Genomic DNA, 24041 nt, shown 5'->3' with positions numbered 1-24041 from the left:
AGCAAACGAGTTTAGGCTATTATTTTGGAAAAGACGATGTTAAAAAGAGAGGGTATAGAAATGATACGTGTGTTATTCGTTTGTTTAGGGAACATTTGTCGCTCCCCAATGGCAGAAGCGATTTTTAGGAAAAAAGTAAAAAGTGTGGGATTAGAAAGTAAAATTTTTATTGATTCAGCGGGAACCGGGGATTGGCATATAGGCAAACCACCTCATGAAGGAACACGAGATATTCTTGATAGGTATACAATTGATTATAGTGGAATGAAGGCGAGGCAAGTAAAGAATGAAGATTTGCAGTCATTCAAATATATTATCGCGATGGACGCTGACAATTTAGCGAACTTGCACCGTTTGGCGGGAAACAACGAGACTGGAGAGGTTGCTAGGCTTCTTGATTTCTTACTCGAAAACGAAACGGCTGATGTTCCAGATCCTTATTATACTGGTAACTTTGATGAAGTTTATAAATTAGTTGATGAAAGCTGTGGGAACTTACTCGTACATATACGTGAACGTGAAGGGTTGTAAAAGAATTATAAGAGGCTGATTAAGAGGAGTTGCTCCTCTTAATCAGCCTCTTTTGATTTCAAAATTCATTCTTCTATCTAATGTTCGACAAGCTGTTCAACAGGAACAGTCATTTCATCATCAGGATTTTGTTCTTTGTATACTCGTGCGGTATCTTTTTCTTTGTCCACGTGTTGAATCCATACAGGAGTTCCATTGAAAAGAACTTCAACTTCCTTCATTGATTCTACAATTTCTTGTGCGCGTTGTGAATTCATTTTTTTGTCACCTCGATTCGTATCTTCATAAAACATATCTTCATTTTGAGCAGTTCTGCCAAAATTATTCCTTATAGAGTTTGTTCAAAAAGGTCGGATTTTACCTTTTTGAACAAACTCGAAGCAAGGAGCACAGCGTGCGAAGCCATTGCTACTACTTTTTGAACATGCTCTTATAGATTACCTGTATTAGAATTAACTAATGTTTTTATAAAAAGATACCGGGAAAAGAGAAATAAATCTTAAAAAAGTTGGTGTCAAAGATGAAACATTATCAAGTGGTGATTATAGGTGGGGGTGTTGCGGGACTAACGTTGGCATTAAAGCTTGTACCACATAATATTTCTGTGCTTCTTGTAGAGAAGGTAGAAGGTGAGTATCCGCTATATAAAGGAGAGCTACTTCAACCAAAAAGTCTACAAATATTTGAAAGTATAGGGGTAGGAAATAAATTGGACATACTTGGAAAAAGAATTCCTCATGTTCGGATAAAAGAGCTCAAAACAAGTAACAGTAAAAGTGAAGAAATTTATACAGGAAAGATGAGATACGATATTCTTGATCATCCGTATCATTATGCGATGATGGTACCTCATGAACAAATTAGACAGCTTTTGTATGACAAAGCAAAAGAGTATTCTTCCTTTGAGCTGTGTCAGCCAGCAGAGTATGTTGGTTTGATAGAGGAGCAGAAAGTTGTCCGGATAAAAACGAAAAGTGGAGAAAGGGAAGTAAAAGGAGAATTTATCATTGGTGCAGATGGGCGAGGCTCTCGAGTAAGAAAGCATTGGAACGTAAAGAAGAAGGAGTACCACCATAATCATCAATTCTTAACAGTGTCTTTCCAGCGACCTCCTGAGCTAACAGAGTCCGTTATATATGGAACGGAAAGTGATTTTTTAGGTTTATTTCTATTACCGGATGAGAAAGTACGAACAGTGTTGAAAATAGCTCCAGACACGTGGAGAAGGTGGAGGAAAGAAGGGATTCATAAGTTTCATGAAGCCTATCATCAAATCATGCCAGAAATGAAAGGCTATGTTGATAAGGTGAAAAACTGGAAACAAATACAGCTTATGATTCCAGCCCATTTTACAATGAACTCCTATACAAATGGTAATCAAATAATTATCGGAGATGCTGCTCATACAGTCCATCCGATGGCCGGAGAAGGGATGAACCTAGCGGTACAAGATAGTGATGTTTTAGGAGAGTTATTAATTTGGATGCACAAAACAGAAAGGTTAGACGCTAGAGAATTACATTGGTTTGAGAAGGTTCGAAAGCCGAGAGCCGAATACTTATCAAAGTTAAGTTACTATGGAGGACTAGCCTATTCCTATCCTCACTCGATTTGGCAAAAGGTAAGGATAAAAGGGCTTTCTATGCTAGAGAAAAATTCACTCCTTCACTTTAAGCAAGTAATGAATATTTCAGGACTAGGACTATCAAATATATCTCCAACAGATTTTTTATACAAAAAGAATAGCCAGATTGTAGAAAAACAAAAGCGTTATTATTTTCAGAAAGAAGAAGATTATCCTTGGTTAGGGTCATGAGAGGAGTGTTAGAGTGTTAAGCGAATGGAAGAGATTATTAAAAGCAAGAAAATGGATGAAGAAGAACGAACCATTCTTGCCAACATGGCATGCTTATATTGGGTTTACGATGCATTTGTTTGAGTATTTTTCAAGAGGAGATAAACCAGAAGATGTAGCAAAGGAACATGGTTTAGCTCCTCTGTTATTACAACGCTGGGTAGAGGTAGGCTTAGCAATTGGCCATTTAAAGAAAAAAAGGGCTGGTAAAATAAAGGCAACAAAAGAGATGCTAACCTATTTTACAGCTAGTAGCCCAAAAGAGGTTGGTTCATTAGTAAAGGAAATGCTAGAGCTTCACATTCCAACTCTATTATCCTGTCAAAACTTGTTAAAGGAACCGGAGCAAACCAGTTATGAAAATAATAGTTATAGTGGAATGGTGGCAGAAACGTCGACGATATTAGAAAAACTTATTTTTCCTAAAATACATCGTTTGATTAAGAAAAATAACATAACATCGGTAATGGACTTAGGCTGTGGATATGGAGGCTACCTTCAACGTCTTTATAGAAAAAGTCCGAATATGGATCTTATTGGGATTGAAGCAGATGCTCATGTTGCTGAAAAAGCAAAAGAAAGGTTGAGTAATTGTAACGTAGAGGTACTAAAGGGTGATATAAGAGATATGGAGGTAGAGGAATATCAAGTGGAATTAGTATTAGTAAATAATCTTATTTACTACTTTTCTCTCTCCGATAGACACCTATTATTTGAAAAAATGGCACAAGTCATAGATGAAAGTGGCTATGTTATCGTTACAACACCAATAAATAAGTCAAAGGGAAGAAACGCTTTTTCAGCCGCCTTTAATAGCTTTATGTCAGCCCATAAAAATATGTTTCCACTACCAACTGAAAAAGAGTTAATTAGTATGGCCGAGAAACAAGGTTTTCATCTTCGGAAGAGATGGTCAGCTATTCCTGAAGGTGGCTGGTATAGCTATGCATTTCAAAAATAAAGCGCTTACTATTGTAAGAAAATAAAAATAAAACACACAAACAACCACCCCTGAATAGAATGGGATATGGCTAAACGCCTATTAACTAAAATAATTTCCCATAAGGGGTGATATAGATGTGCGGTATTACAGGATGGATTGATTGGCAACGAAATATGAGGAAAGAAGAGCGTGAAGTAAAGAAGATGGCACAGACGCTATCACGACGTGGACCGGATGATATGAATATTTGGTCATCGAATCACGTAGCTCTAGGGCATACAAGGTTAGTGGTTGTTGATCCAGAAGGCGGCATACAGCCAATGTCACGTAAAGTTGGAAACCGAGAATATACAATAGTTTACAATGGAGAATTATACAACACGGAAGACCTACGTACCGAGTTATTACAGAGAGGCTACCGCTTTGAAGGTCATTCAGATACAGAAGTACTTTTAACTGCATATATTGAGTGGGGGTTCAGCTGTTTAGAGAAATTAAATGGTATTTTTGCTTTTGCAATTTGGGGAGAACATGATGAAAGTCTCCTAGTAGCAAGAGATAGACTAGGTGTAAAACCGCTCTTTTATACAGTTCAGTATGGTCGATTAATATTTGCATCGGAGTTAAAGGCACTGTTGGCACATAGAGATATCAAACCAGTCGTCGATGAATCAGGACTTTCTGAAGTATTAGGCTTAGGCCCATCACGTTCTCCAGGTCATGGAGTATTTGATGGAATCAACGAGTTACGACCAGCACATGCAATGCTATACGATAGAAATGGAGCAAAAATCACTCGCTACTGGACACTAAAAAGTAAAGAGCATCCCTACAGTGTAGATGAGACAGCTGAACATGTTCGTGAGCTACTAACAGATACAGTAAAACGTCAGCTAGTTTCTGATGTGCCAGTTGGTACATTTTTGTCTGGGGGAATTGATTCAAGCGCATTAACTGCAATAGCATCTAGTGTGTTTGAAAAAGAAAATAGAGGAGATTTGAGAACGTATTCTGTTGATTACGCTGATAATGACAAATATTTTAAAGCAAATGACTTTCAACCTAACTCAGACGGTCCGTGGATTAAAAAAGTATCAGATGCCTTAAAAACAGTTCATACTAATCATGTCATATCAATGGATGATTTAGCCGGATATTTAAAGGAAGCTGTCAATATGCGTGATTTACCAGGGATGGCCGATATTGATTCTTCTCTCCTTTGGTTCTGTAAGCAAGTTAAAAATGATGTGACTGTCAGTCTTTCAGGGGAATGTGCAGATGAGATTTTTGGAGGATATCCTTGGTTTCATGACCCAGCTGTCATGTATACGGATGGGTTCCCTTGGATGCGTTCAACGGAAGAAAGAGAGCAACTTTTAAATGATAAGTGGCAGAAGCGTTTAAACCTTAAATCGTATGTTCACGAGCGCTACCGAGAAACGATTGAAGAAACTCCACGATTTGAGAATGACAATAAGGAAGAGGCAAGAAGAAGAGAAATATCCTATTTAAATATCATCTGGTTTATGACCACATTGCTAGATAGAAAAGACCGTATGAGTATGGGAGCGAGCTTAGAGGTACGTGTACCATTTGCTGATCACCGTCTCGTCGAATATGTGTGGAATATTCCCTGGGAGATGAAACAACTAGATGGGATGGAAAAAGGGATTTTACGTAAAGCGTTAGAGGGAATCGTACCAAACGAAGTCCTATATCGTAAAAAAAGTCCATATCCCAAAACACACAATCCTCATTACACGAATCTAGTAAAGTCAGAAATGCTTACTATTCTAAATCAAAAGGATTCACTATTATTTGAATTAATCGACCGAAACCGTATGCGTGAAATTGCCGAAAGTGGAGGGCAATCATTTAAAACTCCATGGTTTGGGCAGCTCATGACAGGACCACAACTTTTAGCACACTTCATCCAAATGGATCATTGGTTGAAGGAATATAATGTGGAAATAAAAAGATAATGATTATTAGAACGTCTACTTTCGAGTAGGCGTTTTGTTTAACATGATAAAAAAATTCCCTTTTTACATATAATTATTTCTCAGAATATTCTATACTATTTTATAAGGATGGTAGCAAATACTAGATAAAAAAGGAACTTATTCATTATAATTGTATAATAATGTAAGTTAATAGAGGGAGAGGAAAATAATGAAAGTATCATTATTTATAACATGTCTTGCAGATAACATGTTTCCAGAGGTAGGAGAAAGTGTTGTTAGAGTGTTAAACAAGTTAGATGTAGAGGTGGACTTTCCAGCGGGACAAACATGCTGTGGACAGCCTGCTTTTAATAGTGGTTACAAGAAAGAAGCGATTGATGTGGCGAAACATACAATTGAGGTATTCGAAAACAGTGAATATGTCATCCTTCCTTCAGGGTCTTGTACAGGAATGGTTCATCATTATTATCCTGAATTGTTTAAGGATGAGCCAGTTTGGCAAGAGAGAGCGAATGATTTAATCAATCGTACATATGAGTTTACTCAATTTTTAGTTAACGTTTTAAAGGTTGATGATATTGGTGCTAGATTTGAAAAGAAAGTGACATATCATTCTTCTTGTCATATGTCACGACTATTGGGTGTTAAGGATGAGCCGATTACTCTACTAAAAAATGTAAGTGGTGTAGAGCTAGTAGAATTACCTTATAGCTATGATTGCTGCGGGTTCGGTGGGACATTTGCAATGAAAATGCCGGATATCTCAGTGGCAATGGTGAATGAAAAGGTAGAGCATGTACTATCAACAGATGCTGAGGTTCTAGTAAGTGCTGATATGGGCTGTTTAATGAATATCGGTGGAAGAATGAATCGACTTGGACAAGAAATGGGAATCATGCATATTGCTCAAGTTTTGGATGAAGGGGTGAGGACATGACACTATACTATGAGAATTCAATGAAGGAACGAGTGCAAGAGGAATTAAAGGATAAGAGTGTCAGAAAGGCAGTTGCGACTGCAACGGAAGGGTTGAAGAATCGAAAGCTTCATGCAGCAGAGGAGTTTGGAAATTGGGAAGAGTGGCGCACGAGAGGTAGTCATATTCGGAGCCATACGATTGATCATTTAGATGTTTATTTAGCTCAATTTGTTGATAAATTTGAAAAGCAAGGTGGACAAGCTTATTTTGCAAAGGATGCAAAGGAAGCAGTAGAGCAAGTATTACAAATTGTAAAAAGTAAAAATGGGAAATTAGTGGTGAAAGCAAAGTCAATGGTCACTGAGGAAATACAGTTAAATACAGCGTTAGAACAAGATGGTGTGGAAGTTGTCGAAACAGATTTAGGAGAATACATAATTCAGCTCGCAAATGAGCATCCTTCTCATCTCATTGGCCCTTCGATTCACAAAACGAAGGAGCAGGTGGCAGAACTCTTTTCAAATATAAGTAATGAAGAAATTCCTGCTAATCCACCTGATTTGGTTGCTTTTGCAAGGAAGGTTATTAGGGATAAGTTTTTAGAAGCGGATATTGGGATTACGGGTTGTAATTTTGCGATTGCAGAAGCGGGAGCGATCTCACTTGTAACAAATGAAGGGAATGGAAGAATGGTTACTACTCTTCCAGACACACATATTGTTTTAATGGGTATGGAGCGAATTGTACCTACATGGGACGATTTTGAAGTCGTACTTAATTTGTTAACGAGAAGCGCATCAGGACAAAAGATTTCCACTGGTGTGTCAATTTTAAGCCCGAAGCAAGAAGGAGATGTTGATGCCCCTAAAGAGATGCATGTAATAATTTTGGATAATGGACGGTCGAAGCAATTGAATGATCCTGAATTTAAGGAAATATTGAACTGTATTCGTTGTGGAGCGTGTATTAATGCATGTCCAGTGTATCGTCAAGTAGGAGGGCATTCTTATGGGTCAGTATACAATGGACCAATTGGGGCGGTTCTAACACCTTTATTAAATGAAGACTCAAAAGCAGCTGCTGAATTATCGTATGCTTCTAGTTTATGTGGTGCATGTCATGAAGCCTGTCCAGTGAAAATACCACTCCATGATATGCTAGTAAAACTCAGACATCGGAATGTAGAAAAAGGATATGTATCTCCAGTAGAAAAGTTAGCCTTTCAGATTTACGGGAAGACATTTAGTTCACCTACTCTTTATAATTTAAGTACAAAATCAGGTTTTATGATGCAAAGGCCATTCCTTACTAATGAAGAGTTTAAAGATAATCTACCTTTTTTAAAAAATTGGACTGAATCAAAATCGTTCCCGGCAGTAAAGAAATCATTTAGAGATAGATGGAAAGAGTCAGGAGGTAAGCTATGAAGAAGGAAAGATTTTTTCAGCAGATAAGAAACCAATTAGGGAGAACCGAAGAAAGTACTGTAGCTACCTATGAACAAGGTGCACCTTCTTATTATAAAGATTCGATTCAAACAACTGAAGAAAAAGTCGCTTTATTTATAAAAAATGTAAAGGAAGTCGGCGGGAATGCATACTCTGTTGCTAATAAGGAAGAGGCTAGACACTACATAAAGGATATTCTAGAAGTGCACAAGGCAACGTCGATTATACAGTGGGATGACCCATTGCTTAATGAAATAAAAGTGGAAGAAGTTACACAAGGAAAAGCTGAGATACATATATGGAATCAACAGAAAACAAAAGAGGAAAATATAAACATAGCAAAGTATTGTGAGGTTGGAATAACGACAGCAGACTTTGCAATAGCAAATACTGGAACAGTTGCGCTACTATCTGATGGAAGAAAAGGAAGATCAGTTAGCCTGTTGCCTCCTATTTATATTGTTGTGGTCAAAGCTGAACAGCTTATTACGAGAATGGGAGAAGGATTTCCGTTGATTCGAGAACGGGCTACCTCTTCTTTGAATTTTATTACAGGACCAAGTAAAAGTGCGGATATTGAATCAAATTTAACAATTGGGGTTCATGGACCAAAGCATTATTATGCTTTAATTCTAAAGTGATTTGTAGTGAACTAAGAATGGAAAATAAAATTATTAGAAAAATCAAAATCTTATAACTTTTAGTTTCATATAGTTTATAATAGAAGTAATAGTTCATGGGGGGAGGGGACAGAGTGCTTCACAATAAAATCTATAAGAATAAGCCATATCATTATGTGAAAGAGCTATATTCTTTAATAGAAAAGCAAGACTGTGAGCATGAACGCTCTGTAAATGAGCTAATAAGAAATGTAGTTACTTTAGGAGATTCATTAAAGGCAATCACACAAGATTATGAACTCTTATCTGAGACAATTGATCGTTCTTTTGTCATCTCTGCTACTGATTTAGATGGTACTATTATTTATGTAAATCAAGCCTTTTGTTCAGTGTTTAACTTTTCTGAGGAAGAGCTAATTGGAAGTAGTCATAATATAGTAAATTCAGGTTATCATGATAAAGTTTTTTTCGGAAATGTGTGGCATACAATTTTGAATGGGAAAGTCTGGACTGGTGAAATAAAAAATAAGACAAAAGAAGGGAAGCATTGTTGGCTGAATACAACAATCATTCCATATCGGGATAGTAACGGAAATATAATAGGATTCTATTCTATACGTGTAAATAACACAGAGACTCATTTACGCCAAGCGCTAGAAAGGGACTTTAAACGTACGATGCGCTCTCTCCATAATATTGTTTTTAAAGTCGTAAAAGATGAAGTTGGTAATTTCGTATATACGATGTTTGAGGGAAAACTAGCTGTGAAGCTAGATCTACAGACAGAAAATACATACGGAAAAACACCGTATGATATATATACAACGGAGTTTGCCGACAAGCTAATTGACAACTATGAAAAGTGTTTTCAAGGTGAAGAACATTCCTTTCATTTTCATTATAAAGGCCATGATCTTATATCAATCCTTTCTCCTATCTACAATGAAAGTGGAACAGAGGTTGTCGAATTAATCGGTTCTGCTAACGATATTACGGAGCTAAAAGCATCTGAAAGGGTTGTTGAATACTTAGCCTATCATAACTCATTAACAGGACTACCTAATAAGGAAAAATTGTGTTTGGACTTTCAATCATTCTGTAAGGATCCGAGAAGAAAATTTTTCCTCTACATGATTGACTTAAATCGCTTTAAGCATGTAAATGATGCTTTTGGTCATTCGGTTGGTGACAAACTGTTAAAAGATGTAGCAAAGAGGCTACAGGAAAAAACAAATATCTCCTATATTTATCATTGGGGTGGGGATGAATTTATTTTTCTAGTAGATTATCAAAATGAAAATGACGTGACAACATACGCTAGAAGTATTGATTATTTGTTTAAAGAGAGCTTCCAAGTTGATGATCATGAATTTTTCCTTTCTACAAGTATTGGTGCTAGTGTATATCCCGATAATGCAAATGATATTGATAGCTTAGTAAAGCAAAGTGAACTTGCTATGTATGAAGCTAAAGAGATTCAACAGGATATTCAGTTTGTCCTATATAATGAGCAAATAGAGAGAAATATTAAAGAGAACTCAACCCTTGAGCACGAATTAAGGAAAGCATTAAAAACAGATGAGCAAATTCTTGTTTATTATCAACCGAAAGTAGCAGGGAAAAAACGAGCAATAGAAGGTATGGAAGCATTAGTTCGTTGGAAACATCCTGAAAGAGGATTAATTCCTCCGTTAGATTTTATACCAATTGCAGAAGAAACGGGATTGATTCATCGATTAGGTGATGTAGTTTTACGTAGGGCTTGTCTTGATAATAAAAGACTTTATGATAATGGGGTAGAGCTTAAGGTTGCAGTCAATATTTCATCTTTACAATTTGAGTTACCTAATTTTGTAGAGAAAATAAAACAACTATTAGTCGAAACAAAGTTGCCGTCTCATTTATTAGAGCTTGAAATTACAGAAACGTATATTATGAATGACTTTGAAGCGAGTATCCAGAAAGTGAAGCAGCTACAGCAAGAAGGAATTACGATTACATTAGATGATTTTGGGGCTGGTTATTCTTCATTAAGCTATTTAAAGAAATTTAGTATAAATAAATTAAAGATCGACCGTTCTTTTGTAGAAAATATCGAAAATGACCATCAAGACAAAGAAATTATTTCAGCGATTATTACTATGGCAAAGGCGTTGAAAATAAAAACAGTCGTGGAAGGCGTTGAAACAGAGGAAGCATATTCCTACCTAACTGAAAAAGGAAGTGATGAAATTCAGGGGTATTACATTTCGAAACCAATTGATTATCAAGAGTTTCAATTATTTTTAGAATCTTATCGAACAAATTAGAAATGCAAATAAAGTAAAGAAGGTGTCTCTGGAGCGATGAACTGAGGCATCTTCTATTTTTGTGTCCAGAAAAATAAACGTTCGCCCTATGCGTCTGTCCAATCATGTACTGTACTTTTGACATAGTTTAAAGTAGACCGACTAAAGGAGGAATTAAATATGAGTAGCAGAAATGTATTTGCTGAGCAAAGTGCAGAACATTTTAATAAAGAAATTCAATTATCAGATGAGTTAATTCACATTAAAGATTCATGTGACATTGCTGTAAATACAACAGATACTAAGGCAGCATTATCACTTCAGGCATCGCTACAAGCAGCGATTGCTATTGTTATTAGCATTTCAGTAGCTAGTAGCGAAAAAGCAGAACAAATTACACAAGATTTATTACAATCGTCAAAGATAAGACAGGAAACGTACCAAAAAATAGTAATTGAAAACTCACAAAAAGTTGATATTACAACAACAGACACACAGGTAGCTTTAAACATCCAAGTGTTGCTACAAATATTATTAGCTCTATTAGTAAAGCTAGATATCCTATAGGTTAAAAGATGGGAGTCGCACAAAGACAATTAAGTCTTGTGCGGCTTTGTAATTCACACACCAAAACTGGGACATTATTCGTATCTTTATGACAAAAGTTACATCCATTATTACTGAATGAATGCTATAATAAGGAAAAATGTCGGTTTATAAAATGGTAGGGGGAATTGAAATGAAGTATCATAGACTTTGGCTGTTAGGCTTAAGCTTTTTAATTGCGCTATCAGTCGTACTTCCAGCACAATATGTTTCATCATCTTTTCAAGAAGGTACTGTAAAAGCAGACATCCTCAATGTTAGATCTGCACCTTCTACTAACGGAGAATTACTTGGTAAATTAACAAAGGAATTTAAAGTGCAAATTATTGAACAAGCAGTAAATGGTGAATGGTATAAAATTAAATATAACTCACAAGATGCATTTGTTCATAGTGATCATATTCAATTAAACAATCAGTCTACAAATCAATCAAACAGAATTTTTGTGAATAATGAGGAAATGGTTTTACCTACACAACCCCTATTGAAGGATAATAGTTTGATGGTTCCATTTAGAGTATTAGGAGAAGCGTTAGGTATTGAGGTCCAATGGTTAGGGAATACGAGACAAGTACTAGCGAAAGATAATGGTACAGAGATTTTATTTACTATTAACAGCAATACAGTTTTAGTAAATGGTACTTCTAAAGCTGTTAATCCAGAACCTATTATAGTGAATTCGAGTACATTATTACCGCTTAGATACTTCTCAGAATCTTTTGGTGCTAAAGTACATTGGGACCAGGCAACGAAAGAAGTTACAATTAACCGTACAAAACAAGTAACTCAAGATAAAACTGAAGTATCGCCGATAGAGTCTCCTTCAATTGATAAGCTTGTTTCAATTGGACAAGTTCAGCCTACAACTTTAAACGTGAGAAAAGGTCCAGGAACTGAGTTTGATATAATAGATAGTTTAAGAAAAGGTTCAACAGTAAATATAGTAGAGCATCAAGGAGATTGGGCAAAAATTATTTACGCCAATACATATGCGTATGTACATAGAGGGTTTCTAGCGATTGAAGAAGGAACGGTTGAGGAACCAGACAAAAAGAATGAAAATACTAATGGAAAGCTTGCTGGGAAAACGATTGTTGTTGATCCAGGTCACGGGGGTAAAGATCCAGGAGCAACTGCTTTTGGTGTAATGGAAAAAGAGATTGTATTACGTACAGGTCTAGAACTTCAAAAAATGCTTGAAGAGGCAGGAGCAAAGATTGTCATGACAAGGTCAAATGATACTTTTATTGAATTGTCTAGGCGTGTTGAAATAGCAAATAATGCAAAAGCAGATTCTTTTATAAGTATTCACGCCAATGCTGCTGGAAATCAAGCAGCTCATGGTACAGAAACTTATTGGAATCGAAATCACTCAAATACAAAAAGTAAAGAATTAGCTGAAAAAATACAAAAAGAACTAATAAAAAAATTAAAAACAAATAATCGTGGAGTAAAAGAAGCAAACTTTCAAGTAATTCGTCATACAACTATGCCAAGTGTATTAGTTGAGTTAGGCTTTATTACAAATGAGGCAGAAGCGAAAAGAATGTCTACAGAGAAATTCCATAAAGAAGCAGCTGAGGCGATTTTTGAAGGAGTAATTGAGTTTTATAAATAAAAAGAAAAGGATACGTTAGAGCAAGGAAACACCCTTCTAACGTATCTTTTTTCTTATGGCTTCAATACTACCTTTATACAGTCATCATGCTTTTCATCAAAAATGTCATATCCGTGTTCAGCTTCTGATAGAGGTAGTTTATGTGTGATAATATCAGTTGGATCAAATTCTTCTTTAATAATTTTCTTATATAGATCGGGTAAAAAATGAATAACAGGTGCTTGTCCCATTTTCAGTGTTATATTTCTAGAGAAGAAATCTCCAAGTGGGAACATGTTATACCGCAATCCATATACGCCAAGGATACTTACGATACCACCTTTGCGGACACATTGACTGGCTAGTTGAATGGCGCCCATTGCTCCACCTTGCAGTTTTAGAGCTGTTTCAATCATTTCAACTGCCGTTTTTTTACCATCCATGCCAACGCAATCAATTACTGCATCTGCTCCACCTTTTGTAATCTCCTTTAGATGTGAGCCTAATGCCTTATATTGGGTGAAGTCAAATACCTCAACATTATTTGTTCTTTTTGCATGTTCAAGGCGATACTGAACGTAATCTACTGCAATTACGCGCGTTGCTCCTTTCATCCAAGCAAATTTCTGAGCAAGTAGTCCAACAGGTCCACATCCTAAAATAATAACGGTATCTCCATCTTTAACTTCTGCTTGCTCAATTCCCCACCATGCAGTTGGAATAATATCTGATAAAAACAAAAGCTTTTCATCTTCCAATTCGCAATCTTCAGGAACGACGTAAGGTACAAAGTTACCATATGGCACTCGTAATAGCTCGGCTTGGCCACCAGGATATCCCCCATAAAGCCCTGAATAACCAAAGTATGCCCCAGCTTCATTATCAGGGTTTGCATTGTCACATTGGCTTTCTAACTCATTTTTACAGAAAAAGCATTCTCCACAAGCAATGTTAAAAGGAATTATGACACGGTCCCCCTTTTTAACTTTTGTCACATCGGGCCCAACGTCTTCAACGATTCCCATAGGTTCATGTCCGATAATATAATCCTCAGGAAATTGAGGTATCATACCGTGAACAAGGTGTAAATCAGATCCGCAAATCGCTGTACTTGTAATACGTACTAATATATCATCTTTTTTTCCTATTTTAGGATCAGCTACTTCTTTTACCTTTACGTCTTTAATACCTTGATAAGTAACAGCTTTCATTTGATTTCTCCTAACTGATTTTTTCTTATTAAATTGCGTTAATAACTCGTTTTTATACCTTTACAAAACCTGTAGGCGAAAAATTAGTTGGAAAATTCAAAAAAATTAAAGATTTATCGAAGTAACAATGGTACTATTAAAGAAACGAATGTGATGGAGTTGATACTATGGATTATAAATTTCTGACGTTAGTGCTTGGAGGATTAGGTGCCGTTTGCTTACTATTAAGCGGTGTTACGACAAACTTAACTCTATTTATGCTAGGATTGCCATTAGTAGTTGTGGGACTTGCTGTAAAATTTCGAGGAGACGCAGCTTCGAGAAATAACTGATTTGAATAGATGTGTAATGAGATGGCAACTGAAATTTTAGTTGCTATTTTTTATGGGACTAATGAAAGTCGAATTAAAACGATTGAAATACTACATAGATGCTAAATTAGATGATGTTTACAATAACTTACTTGCACTAAATGCATCAATTGAAGCAGCACGTGCAGGGGATGAGGGAAAGGGCTTTGCTGTTGTAGCTAATGAAGTTAGAAAATTAGCAGAAAACTCGAAAAAGATGAGTAATGAAATTGTTTACCATATTAATGAAAAAGAAAAATTTACAAGGCTGCTGAAAAAGTGTGATTTTCACTTTTCTAGCAGTCTTTACTGCTTCCTGAACCCACTATATTGGACCTTTTCAGTAGTTTCAAAATTTATTTCTTATTATTTTTGTTTTTTTATGGAATCAGAAGTTAAGATAAGGAAACAACTACATAATGGGAGGTGAATGAGACGATGTCAAAAAGACAAGGTAAGCAAAACAAGAACCCTCAAGTACCAGGGGCTCAAAGTGTAAATCCATTAGGTAATTCACCTGATAATGAATTTGCAGGTGAAGTCTACAGCCAAGGAGAAGAAGCTGCAAAGAAGAAGAATACAAAATAGTATTTTTTGATAAGTGCCTTACGACCAATTTGCTGAATGTATTTAAATTAAGCAATGGTTGGTAATAGGCACTTATTTTGGTTAATTCTTTATATGTGTCTTAAAACTTGATAAGGTTAATTTATCTATATAGTATTTAAATGTATACTTATTATAGAAGGATATTACATAGGAAAAATCTTGAAATGGAAAAGGTGTTTAAATGCAATCGTATATTGTCATAGGCTCAGGGATTCTAGGTGCATCAACCGCATACCATCTTGCAAAAGCTGGACACTCGGTTACTTTAGTAGACAGAGAGGACAAAGGACAAGCAACAGATGCAGCAGCAGGGATCGTTTGTCCATGGCTGACCCAACGTCGAAATAAGGCATGGTATCAATTAGTCAAAAATGGTGCTAGATTTTACCCAGAACTCATTAAAGAAATGGAATTATTAGGTGAAAAAAATACAGGATATCAACAAGTAGGGGCAATTAGTCTCCACACAGATGAGGAAAAGCTAGAGAAAATGATGGAACGAGCATATAAAAGACGTGAGGATGCTCCAGAAATTGGTGAAATAACTAGGTTATCAGCAGCTGAAACGAAAGCTTTGTTTCCGCCTTTATCAGAAGAATATAGTTCAATTCATATTAGTGGAGGTGCTCGTGTTAATGGGAGAGCTCTTCGTGATGCTCTAATTAATGTTGCTAAAGGAATTGGAGCTACTGTTATTTATGGTGAAGCAACCCTTCATGTAATAGGTAATAATGTTACAGGTGTAAAAATAAATAATCAAATTCTATCTGCTGAAAAGGTAATAGTCACTGGTGGTGCTTGGGCGAAAGAGTTGTTTGAAGCGGTAGGAATAGAGTTTCTAGTATCACCTCAGAAAGCGCAAATTGTTCATCTAGAGTTGACAGGAGCGAATACCAATAAATGGCCAGTTGTTATGCCTCCTAATAATCAATATTTATTAGCATTTGAAGATGGTCACATTGTTGTTGGAGCAACCCATGAGGATGACAAGGGGTTTGATAATCGAGTCACGGCAGGTGGGTTACATGAAATATTTGATAAGGCTCTAATGGTTGCTCCAGGTTTGGCTGAAAGTACTTTAATTGAGACAAGGGTAGGGTTTCGACCGTATACCCCAGGCTTTTTACCAGTCATTGGGTCTCTTCCTAATTATGAAGGTGTGTACCTTGCTAATGGTTTAGGAGCTTCTGGTTTAACGGCTGGACCTTATTTAGGTTCTGAATTAGCAAAGCTTGCTCAAGGAGTTCCAACAGAAATAAATCTCGAATTATATGATGTAGCTGGAGCTATTAAATAGTTCTTGGCTAATGAGAACAACACTTAGCATGTCATTATACATTATAAGGTGTTGTTTTTTATTGTGTAAATTTATTACCGCCTTTCTCCATGTATCCAAATAAATTCCAATTTTAAACCGACTAGGACAAACTGTTACCACATATAAAATAATAAGTCGTACAAATTGGGGGGAGTAAGATAAAATCAGGTGCATTAGTAATAAGTGTTGTGTTTCTTTGTGGCTTTTTATTATTTTATACGTGGGAAAAAACAACCTATGCATCACAACAAAGGAGTGATTATTCAAAGAGCTTTGAAGTGGTAAAGGAAAATGAACGACTAAAGTATGAATTAGAAGAGTTACAAAAAGAAATAGAAGAATTAGAGAAAGAGCTAGGACAATATAATGAGCCTGTAGTTATAGAAGAAGAAGGGAAGGTTGCCTATCTTACCTTTGATGATGGTCCGTCAGAGAATACGAGAATCATACTAGACACGTTAGATGAATATGAAATCAAGGCAACGTTTTTTCCAATAGGGAATGAAACGGAAGCTGGACATGAACTACTTAGAAAAATTGTTGAGAAGGGACATGGTATAGGTAATCATACATATTCCCATAATTACGGTAAAATCTATCAATCAGTTGATGCGTTTTTTGAGGACTTTCAACAATGGGAGAAATTTATTTTTGACGTTACTGGTGTAGATACGAAGCTCGTACGTTTTCCTGGTGGTTCGAACAATACAGTGAGCCACCGTCATGGTGGAAAAAATGTGATGAAAGAGATAGCGCAAGAACTTGAAAGTAGAGGGTATGTTTATTTTGATTGGAATGTTGACTCAATAGATGCTTCTGCTAGTATAGTAGATAAAAATAAAATTGTAAATGCTGTGTTAGGGAATAGTCAAAATCATGACCAAATTATAGTTCTTTTCCACGATAGTCCAGCTAAAACAACGACTACTGAAGCATTACCTCGAATTATTGAAGGACTAGCAGAACAAGGATTTCGTTTTGAGATTCTTCATGAAGATGCATTTAATATACAATTTTTAAACTATTAAGTCCTAAAAACCGTTCCCTTATTTACAAGTAAGAACGGTTTTTCTTTATACGTATTTATAACTATTTTAAAATTATTTAAAAAACTATTTGAATATTTTAAATAATAGTAATATTATAAGATATGGGAAAGGAGGTTTGATTCAAGTCATGGAGAATAATGTCGAAGTGACAATCGACAGTAAAGCTAAAAAGTATATTAAAGATAGAGGAGGAGTTGCTCAACTTTCGTTGTATGAAACGATAAATAAATGTTGTATTGGAGGAGCAGCAGAGGTTGAAGTAACTTTAAATAGACCAAGTGAAGAAAAACGTTTTCATAAGCACCATGAGGATGGAATTGATATCTACATTGAAAAAAGTCTGAATTTTAAGAATGGAAAAATTATTATTGCACTATCAGGTTTTGGTTTATTAAAGGGATTGAAAGCAACAGGATTAAAACGATTCTAGGTGATGAAAATGAATGTACAAGCTATGGAACAATATATACAACAAGTAGCAAACAAGTATACAACGCAGTTTAATGTGTATCGAGATGAGAGTCTTAGTAATATTCCTATTGATTTTAGAGCTGAATATCATCGAAGTGATGAAAAGTATTTTGGTTCAAAAAGCGTCAAAGTATGGGGAGTTGAAAATCAACAATTTGTATTCACATTAAAAAAAGAAGAAGTAGTAACATCAGAAGATATTGAATCATTAGAAACAAAAATAGTAGAACATATAGGGGCCTATGTACCTGACCGTAGTGAACATATGTCGACAATCTTTATTGGTGTAATCGTCACGAACCAAGAAGTCACAGATGAAGTAAAGAAGTTGGCTAAGAAAAAAAGAAAGATGAAATTTATCAAATGGGGAATGAATGGCTGGGCAGAGGTTTATATCGCAGTTGTTCAAGTAGCGGACAAGGAAATAACGGTTCATCGTAAAGGAAAAGAATTTATGACCGTATTTTCTCATTGTTTAGAGGAGGAAACACAATGAACTTATTAACTTTATTATTAATCTCTGGAATTATATTTTTAGTAGCTTATTTCACATATGGACGTTTTTTAGAAAAGCAAATGAAAGTGGACCCTAATCGAAAGACACCGGCAACCGAAATGTATGACGGGATTGATTACGTACCTGCGAAGAAGCCAGTTTTACTTGGGCATCACTTTGCAACAATTGCGGGTGGAGGACCAATCGTTGGACCTTTAACAGCGGCATTTTTTGGCTGGTTACCGGCAGTTATATGGATTATTATCGGAAGTATTTTTATTGGTGGTGTACATGATTATACATCGCTTCAAGCATCGATTCGTCATAAGGCAAAGTCAATTGGTGGAATTATTAAAGAGTATATTGGAAATCGAGGACAAGTCTTATTCTTAACATTTTCTATTGCAACATTAGTTTTAATTGTTGGTGTATTTATTATTTTAGTAGCGAACACGTTTGTTTCTGTTCCTGAAGCAGCAACTGCATCTGTTCTATTCTTAGGTGTTGCAATTATCTTTGGTTTTATTATCAACCAATTACGAATGAATTTAGTTGGAGCAAGTATTATAGGTGTCGCTGTAATGCTTGGGTGTATATGGGTAGGAATTAACTTCCCAATCTCACTACCTGCAACGGCTTGGTCTCTCATATTATTAGGTTATGCTTATCTTGCTTCTATTTTACCTGTATGGGTTCTACTACAGCCACGTGATTATTTAAATTCATTTTTATTGTATGGAATGATTGCAGGGGCGGCAGTTGGTATTATTCTAGCTGCGCCAACTATTGAATTCCCTGCTTATACTGGATTTTATAATGCTCAATTAGGATTCTTATTCCCAATTTTATTCATCACGATTGCATGTGGAGCTATTTCTGGATTCCATTCATTAGTATCATCTGGTACAACAGCAAAGCAATTAGATAATGAGAAGAACGGTAAATTTATTGCATACGGTGGAATGTTGTTAGAAGGATTTTTGGCAATCGTTGCAATTGGGTCTGTCGCGTACTTATCTCAAGCGGACTTTGCTGCAAGAATGGATGCTCTTGGAGGTCCAATTGGAACATTCTCTGCAGGGATTGGATATTTTATGTCTCATTGGGGTATTCCAGAATCAACAGCAATTACCTTTACAGCATTAACAGCTTCAGCGTTTTTATTAACAACATTAGATTCGGCTACAAGACTTTTACGTTATGCAATTCAAGAACTAGGCGAAGATAGAACAACAATATTTAGAAACAACCATACAGCGACAGCAGCAGGTTTAGTTGGAGCTGGTGCACTTGCTTTATCTGGTACATGGTCTGCGTTATGGCCTTTATTTGGAGCAGCGAACCAAATGCTAGGGGCATTAGCGTTATTAGCGGTAGCAACATGGTTAATCAAAACTGGTGCAAAGGCATTTTATGTTATCATTCCTATGATTGTCATGTTCATCGTTACGATTTCAGCTTTAGGGCTTATGATGTACAATAACTTCATTGGTGGCAATTATATGTTGGCAGTAGCATCATCTATCTTATTCATTTTATGTATTTTCTTAGCAATTGAAGGCTGGCGTTCGATAGTTGGATCAAAAAATAATGAAAATACTGTGAATATGTAACGGAAGAAATATAATGAAAAAGGACTAACGATAGCAATCAAGCTAATCGTTAGTTCCTTTTTTTTTGCTTTGAACAAATTCCGCTATGGGGATTTTGTTCTTTATGCTGCTTTAGAAGTGGTATCAGGCAATCCATCCTTCGTATTTTCTTTACCAACTGTGAATGCACAGTAGACAAAGAATAAAGCAACAATAATATATCCAATCATAAAGTCAAACGCCATATTAATTCCTAGTGAAGGTGCATGCATGAAGCCGAAGAAGGAGAATGCCGCACCGATAAGAGAGAAGATAACAGCCTTATGATACTCTCTATCAATAATAAACACTGTAATAGCCCCAAGGATAATTGCAGTAAACATAGCTCCTTGGCCTAAAGGGACGGTACCTTCAGAGATTCCAGCAACAACTTCACCTGCATTATTATTAAATCTAGTCATTACATAATTTGCAAAGTATGGTAGCATTGCAATCGCAACAGCCGGGAAGTATTTCACAGCGTTTGCTTGGAATGCTGTAGAAACCATAGACACACCTACAAATACTAGAATAGGAGCAATTGCTGCAACTGGAATGATGGCTGACATAGCTGCTATTAAACCAAACATTGCTGCAAAAGCAAAGACAATCGCATTTAAGATACTATATCCACGACCTGCTCCCATCCATTTTGAGCCAACTGTTGCGATATATACAGTTGTAGGGAAAAGACCACCAAATAAAGCTCCAACCATTGTACCTGCACCGTCTACTGCTTGACATTCGCGAACATCGTAAGAGTCACCAGCAGCTGCCATTGCATCAACATTGTTCATAGTTTCAATCGCATTATATAGAGTAATAGGAAGAATAACTGCTAGTAATGCAATTGCAGTTGTAAATAAAAGTCCAATTCCCTCAAATGGAGCAAGCGTTGGTAAGATAGGATAAAAACCAAGGTGAGCTAGTCCTTCTGAAATTTGGCTTGTATTCGAATAGCCTAATACAAAAGCAAGTACTGTACCGATAATGATAGCAAATAAAGAAGAAGGAATATTAAACGGCATTGCAATTTTTCCAATAATACCCACTAAAATAATTGCTAAAACAACTAGTCCCACAACAGGAAGTTCAAATGTCATGAACAGCATTTCACCAGCGATAAATGTTAAGGCAACCCCAGCTAAAGCACCAAGCATAGCAGGACGAGGAATGTGCTTACGAACCCAGTTACCTGTAAAGCTAATGAGTACTTCAATTAAACCACTAATAAAAGCAGCAGCCACAGCGATTTTCCAAGCTAATTCAGGGTCGCCAGTAATCGCATTGGCTGGTAATAGTACACCAAACAAAAACACAAACATAACAGGGGTACTAATTCCATATGAAAGAGCTGTTACATCCGTTCGACCTTCTTTTTGAGCAAGACGATTTGCGGAATACGCATAATATAGATTTCCAATAATAACGGCAACAGCAGCACCAGGAATAACTTTTCCAAATACGATACTTGCAGGGAAGCCCATACCTAGCATTGTCACAGCAATTATTACAAAGTTTGCTAAATTGTTTTGAAATAATGCAAAGAAAGCATCTGTATCCTCTTTTTTATACCATGGATAATTTACAACTTTTGTTGACATCTACTTTTCCTCTTTTCTGTTTATATACTAAATATTTGTTAGTTAGTAACTGTTTCTTCCTCTAGAAAGGATACTTTGTTATCTTCTAATGATTGAATTCTTGCAAGTGATTCGACTTGATAGCCAGCTTCGATCAGTGTTTGCCTACCAGGTTGGAATGACTTTTCAATTACGATACCAATTCCAACAACTTCTGCACCTGCTTGCTTCACAATTTCTGCAAGTCCAAGTGCTGCCTGACCATTAGCAAGAAAGTCATCGATAATAAGAATATGGTCATCTGCAGATAAGAAATCTTTTGAAATCGTAATGTCATTCGTTTCGTTTTTGGTATATGAGTAGACACTAGCTTTATAAACATTTTCATTCATTGTTAGTGATTTCTTTTTTCGTGCAAAGACAAGGGGAACATTAAGCTCTAGAGCTGCAGTTAAACCTGGTGCAATTCCAGAAGACTCAATTGTTACTACCTTGTTAATCTTTTTATTTTGAAAACGTCTAACAAATTCTTTTCCAATCTCTAAAGATAAATTAGGGTCAATTTGATGGTTTAAAAATGCGTCAACCTTTAATACTCCACCAGGTAATACAGTCCCTTTTTGTTCAATTTCTTGCTTAAGTCGTTCCATTTTTAAAAATCCTCCTAATTGGCTATAAAATAAAAAAGCTCAAATATCAATATCACCCGTAAAAAAAGAGTGAAGTTTGACATTTGAGCAAAAGTACAGAAATAATCTCATTATCATAGCTTCACTCGTAGTCGAATCATTTACTGGTGATTCGGTAGAAACTTGTGGGCCATATTCCCACGATTATACGAGTTCATGTTGTAATGAAGTGATTATAGCATTGTAATTTAGAAAATGTAAGAGAAAAACATTAATTTACGAACTTTTTTTTATTCGAAATCTATTTCGTTCGTATTTTCAGTAAGTTTTTGTAAAAAGAGAAGCATATTTGTGAATTTTCAGTATAATTAGCAGTGATTTAAGAAGCGATCTTTTTAATCAACTACGTAAACAGTGTTAAGGATGTTCCTGTTAATATTTTAAATTATATGTAACTTTTTCTATACATATATAGTAGAAACATGTATAATTTCCATAAGAGTACTGAGCAATTGCTCATAAATGAACGAATATTTCATTAATAGAATAGAAGAAAAGGAGATAAGAAAATGACTCAAAATGAAGTTGTGATTGTAAGCGCTGTCAGAACGCCGATTGGGAATTTTGGTGGAAGTTTAAAAGGTATGAAAGCAACGAAATTAGGGGCAATTGTAATCTCTGAAGCATTAAAGCGTGGGGGGATTGATTTTAACGAAGTAGATGAAGTTATCATGGGAAATGTTCTTCAAGCGGGACTTGGTCAAAATCCAGCTAGACAAGCTGCTATTGAAGCAGGACTTGCTGAAGCTATTCCTGCGATGACAATAAACAAGGTTTGTGGTTCGGGCCTTAAATCAATACACCTAGCAACTCAAGCGATACTTTCAGGAGATTCTGAAGTTGTTGTAGCGGGTGGAATGGAAAATATGAGTCAGGCTCCATATTTAGCTCCTGGTGCGAGAGATGGTTATCGTATGGGTGACCAAAAAATAATTGATAGCATGGTTCATGATGGGTTATGGTGTGCTTTTAATGATTTTCACATGGGTACAACGGCTGAGAACTTATGTGATAAATATGGTTTATCAAGAGAAGAACAAGATGAGTTCTCTGCTTGGAGTCAGGAGAAGGCTACTGCAGCTATTGAGGCTGGGAAGTTCAAAGAGGAAATTGTTCCTGTTGAAATTCCTCAACGTAAAGGAAATCCAGTTATTTTTGATACGGATGAATATGTCAAGGCGGGAACAACGGCTGAGAACCTTGGAAAACTTCGACCTGCATTCAAAAAAGATGGTACCGTGACAGCAGGAAATGCTTCAGGAATTAATGATGGAGCAGCAGCAGTTGTTGTTATGAGCAGAAAAAAAGCAGATGAGCTTGGAGTAAAGCCACTTGCTATCATTCGTGCAAATGCAAGTTCAGGTGTTGATCCGAAGATTATGGGTATTGGACCAGTTCCAGCAACGAAAAAAGCTCTTGAAAAAGCAAATCTAACACTCTCTGATATTGGTTTAATCGAAGCAAACGAAGCTTTTGCAGCGCAATCATTAGCAGTTGGAAAAGAGCTAGAGTTTGCGAAAGAAAGAGTAAATGTTAATGGGGGCGCTATTGCGCTAGGTCACCCAATAGGTGCAAGTGGGACAAGGATTTTTGTAACTCTCCTTCATGAAATGCAACGAAGAGATGATCAGTATGGGCTAGCGACATTATGTATTGGCGGTGGCCAAGGGGTAGCAACAATAGTTGAAAAGGTATAAAGGTGAATTCATGCTCATAGAACATAAGTAACTGGGTGCAGGCTTCCTGTGCTCAGTTTTTTTGTTGTGTACTTAATTAATTCTATTAAAAGTTGAGCAAAACTATAAAATAAAGTTAAATTCATAAGGTATAACTGTTCATTGTCACGTCTCTTAAGAAAATTTG

At 36.1% G+C, this 24041-nt stretch carries 22 protein-coding genes, 1 pseudogene and 1 riboswitch; of the genes and pseudogenes, 19 read left to right on the top strand and 4 right to left on the bottom strand.

The genetic code is table 11. The features are described 5' to 3' along the window. The first annotated feature begins 60 nt into the window (after positions 1 to 60). A complete protein-coding gene (locus CD003_RS10605; RefSeq protein ID WP_096201091.1) occupies positions 61 to 531 on the top strand; it encodes a low molecular weight protein-tyrosine-phosphatase in 471 nt (156 codons plus the stop codon). 77 nt (positions 532 to 608) lie between these two features. Here the strand turns inward: CD003_RS10605 and CD003_RS10600 are convergent, their stop codons facing one another. Then, positions 609 to 788, bottom strand: a complete 180-nt coding sequence (locus CD003_RS10600) for an H-type small acid-soluble spore protein (protein ID WP_096201090.1) — start codon at positions 786 to 788, stop codon at positions 609 to 611. Between the two features lie 263 nt (positions 789 to 1051). Between CD003_RS10600 and CD003_RS10595 the strand changes: the two genes are divergently transcribed. The 9 genes from CD003_RS10595 (at position 1052) to CD003_RS10555 (ending at position 12792) form a co-directional block, all read left to right on the top strand. Next, the gene (locus CD003_RS10595; protein ID WP_096201089.1) at positions 1052 to 2347 is read left to right on the top strand and encodes an FAD-dependent oxidoreductase; all 1296 of its coding nucleotides are present in this window, start codon (positions 1052 to 1054) and stop codon (positions 2345 to 2347) included. A 13-nt stretch (positions 2348 to 2360) separates the two neighbouring features. Next, positions 2361 to 3347, top strand: coding sequence for a class I SAM-dependent methyltransferase (locus CD003_RS10590; RefSeq protein WP_096201088.1), 987 nt, complete (start codon positions 2361 to 2363; stop codon positions 3345 to 3347). A 116-nt stretch (positions 3348 to 3463) separates the two neighbouring features. Next, entirely contained in the window at positions 3464 to 5311 is a 1848-nt protein-coding gene (gene asnB / locus CD003_RS10585; RefSeq protein WP_096201087.1) for an asparagine synthase (glutamine-hydrolyzing), read from the top strand. A gap of 190 nt (positions 5312 to 5501) precedes the next feature. Then, positions 5502 to 6230, top strand: coding sequence for a (Fe-S)-binding protein (locus CD003_RS10580; RefSeq protein ID WP_096201086.1), 729 nt, complete (start codon positions 5502 to 5504; stop codon positions 6228 to 6230). Beyond that, complete coding sequence (locus CD003_RS10575) at positions 6227 to 7639, top strand: LutB/LldF family L-lactate oxidation iron-sulfur protein (RefSeq protein WP_096201085.1); 1413 nt, start codon at positions 6227 to 6229, stop codon at positions 7637 to 7639. The genes CD003_RS10580 and CD003_RS10575 overlap by 4 nt, the downstream gene beginning before the upstream one ends. Then, entirely contained in the window at positions 7636 to 8301 is a 666-nt protein-coding gene (locus CD003_RS10570) for a LutC/YkgG family protein (RefSeq protein ID WP_096201084.1), read from the top strand. Before CD003_RS10575 ends, CD003_RS10570 begins: the two co-directional genes overlap by 4 nt. Before the next feature lie 113 nt (positions 8302 to 8414). Continuing rightward, positions 8415 to 10589, top strand: a complete 2175-nt coding sequence (locus tag CD003_RS10565; protein WP_179295521.1) for a sensor domain-containing protein — start codon at positions 8415 to 8417, stop codon at positions 10587 to 10589. Positions 10590 to 10748: 159 nt separating this feature from the next. Next, the gene (locus tag CD003_RS10560) at positions 10749 to 11135 is read left to right on the top strand and encodes a spore coat protein (RefSeq protein ID WP_096201082.1); all 387 of its coding nucleotides are present in this window, start codon (positions 10749 to 10751) and stop codon (positions 11133 to 11135) included. Between the two features lie 172 nt (positions 11136 to 11307). Next, the gene (locus CD003_RS10555; protein WP_179295520.1) at positions 11308 to 12792 is read left to right on the top strand and encodes an N-acetylmuramoyl-L-alanine amidase; all 1485 of its coding nucleotides are present in this window, start codon (positions 11308 to 11310) and stop codon (positions 12790 to 12792) included. A gap of 53 nt (positions 12793 to 12845) precedes the next feature. Here CD003_RS10555 and CD003_RS10550 read toward each other — a convergent pair whose 3' ends face one another. Further along, positions 12846 to 13982 carry a zinc-dependent alcohol dehydrogenase gene (locus CD003_RS10550; protein ID WP_096201080.1) on the bottom strand — a complete coding sequence of 379 codons (1137 nt, stop codon included), beginning with the start codon at positions 13980 to 13982 and terminating at the stop codon, positions 12846 to 12848. Between the two features lie 167 nt (positions 13983 to 14149). On the opposite strand from CD003_RS10550, the gene CD003_RS21865 reads away from it, so the two are divergent. From CD003_RS21865 to CD003_RS10520, 8 genes and pseudogenes are all read left to right on the top strand, one after another. Further along, positions 14150 to 14314 (top strand): hypothetical protein, encoded by a 165-nt coding sequence (locus CD003_RS21865; protein WP_179295519.1) that lies wholly within the window; start codon positions 14150 to 14152, stop codon positions 14312 to 14314. 124 nt (positions 14315 to 14438) lie between these two features. Continuing rightward, positions 14439 to 14550: pseudogene (locus CD003_RS22300) on the top strand (methyl-accepting chemotaxis protein); the annotation flags it as partial. Positions 14551 to 14770: 220 nt separating this feature from the next. After that, a complete protein-coding gene (locus tag CD003_RS21515) occupies positions 14771 to 14920 on the top strand; it encodes a small, acid-soluble spore protein L (RefSeq protein ID WP_142302869.1) in 150 nt (49 codons plus the stop codon). Positions 14921 to 15122: 202 nt separating this feature from the next. Then, on the top strand, positions 15123 to 16238 hold the full coding sequence (locus CD003_RS10540; RefSeq protein WP_096201079.1) for an NAD(P)/FAD-dependent oxidoreductase: 1116 nt from the start codon (positions 15123 to 15125) through the stop codon (positions 16236 to 16238). Positions 16239 to 16537: 299 nt separating this feature from the next. Further along, positions 16538 to 17287 carry a polysaccharide deacetylase family protein gene (locus tag CD003_RS10535; protein WP_179295518.1) on the top strand — a complete coding sequence of 250 codons (750 nt, stop codon included), beginning with the start codon at positions 16538 to 16540 and terminating at the stop codon, positions 17285 to 17287. A gap of 148 nt (positions 17288 to 17435) precedes the next feature. Next, complete coding sequence (locus tag CD003_RS10530) at positions 17436 to 17738, top strand: CC/Se motif family (seleno)protein (protein WP_096201077.1); 303 nt, start codon at positions 17436 to 17438, stop codon at positions 17736 to 17738. Between the two features lie 9 nt (positions 17739 to 17747). Beyond that, complete coding sequence (locus CD003_RS10525) at positions 17748 to 18275, top strand: hypothetical protein (protein WP_096201076.1); 528 nt, start codon at positions 17748 to 17750, stop codon at positions 18273 to 18275. Further along, positions 18272 to 19888: a carbon starvation CstA family protein gene (locus CD003_RS10520; RefSeq protein WP_096201075.1), complete on the top strand. Its 1617-nt coding sequence runs from the start codon at positions 18272 to 18274 to the stop codon at positions 19886 to 19888. The genes CD003_RS10525 and CD003_RS10520 overlap by 4 nt, the downstream gene beginning before the upstream one ends. A 101-nt stretch (positions 19889 to 19989) precedes the next feature. On the opposite strand, the gene CD003_RS10515 is transcribed toward CD003_RS10520, so the two are convergent. Further along, a complete protein-coding gene (locus CD003_RS10515) occupies positions 19990 to 21510 on the bottom strand; it encodes an NCS2 family permease (RefSeq protein WP_096201074.1) in 1521 nt (506 codons plus the stop codon). A 38-nt stretch (positions 21511 to 21548) separates the two neighbouring features. Further along, entirely contained in the window at positions 21549 to 22139 is a 591-nt protein-coding gene (locus tag CD003_RS10510; protein WP_096201073.1) for a xanthine phosphoribosyltransferase, read from the bottom strand. Positions 22140 to 22247: 108 nt separating this feature from the next. Next, a riboswitch (purine riboswitch) is annotated at positions 22248 to 22350 on the bottom strand. 337 nt (positions 22351 to 22687) lie between these two features. Between CD003_RS10510 and CD003_RS10505 the strand changes: the two genes are divergently transcribed. Further along, a complete protein-coding gene (locus CD003_RS10505) occupies positions 22688 to 23875 on the top strand; it encodes an acetyl-CoA C-acetyltransferase (protein WP_096201072.1) in 1188 nt (395 codons plus the stop codon). Positions 23876 to 24041 lie beyond the last annotated feature (166 nt).

This window comes from Bacillus sp. FJAT-45350 (assembly GCF_002335805.1).
In the GTDB taxonomy this organism is placed as follows: domain Bacteria; phylum Bacillota; class Bacilli; order Bacillales; family NISU01; genus FJAT-45350.
Note: the sequence above shows the minus strand (reverse complement) of the source record. Positions and strands in the feature narration are given on the sequence as shown.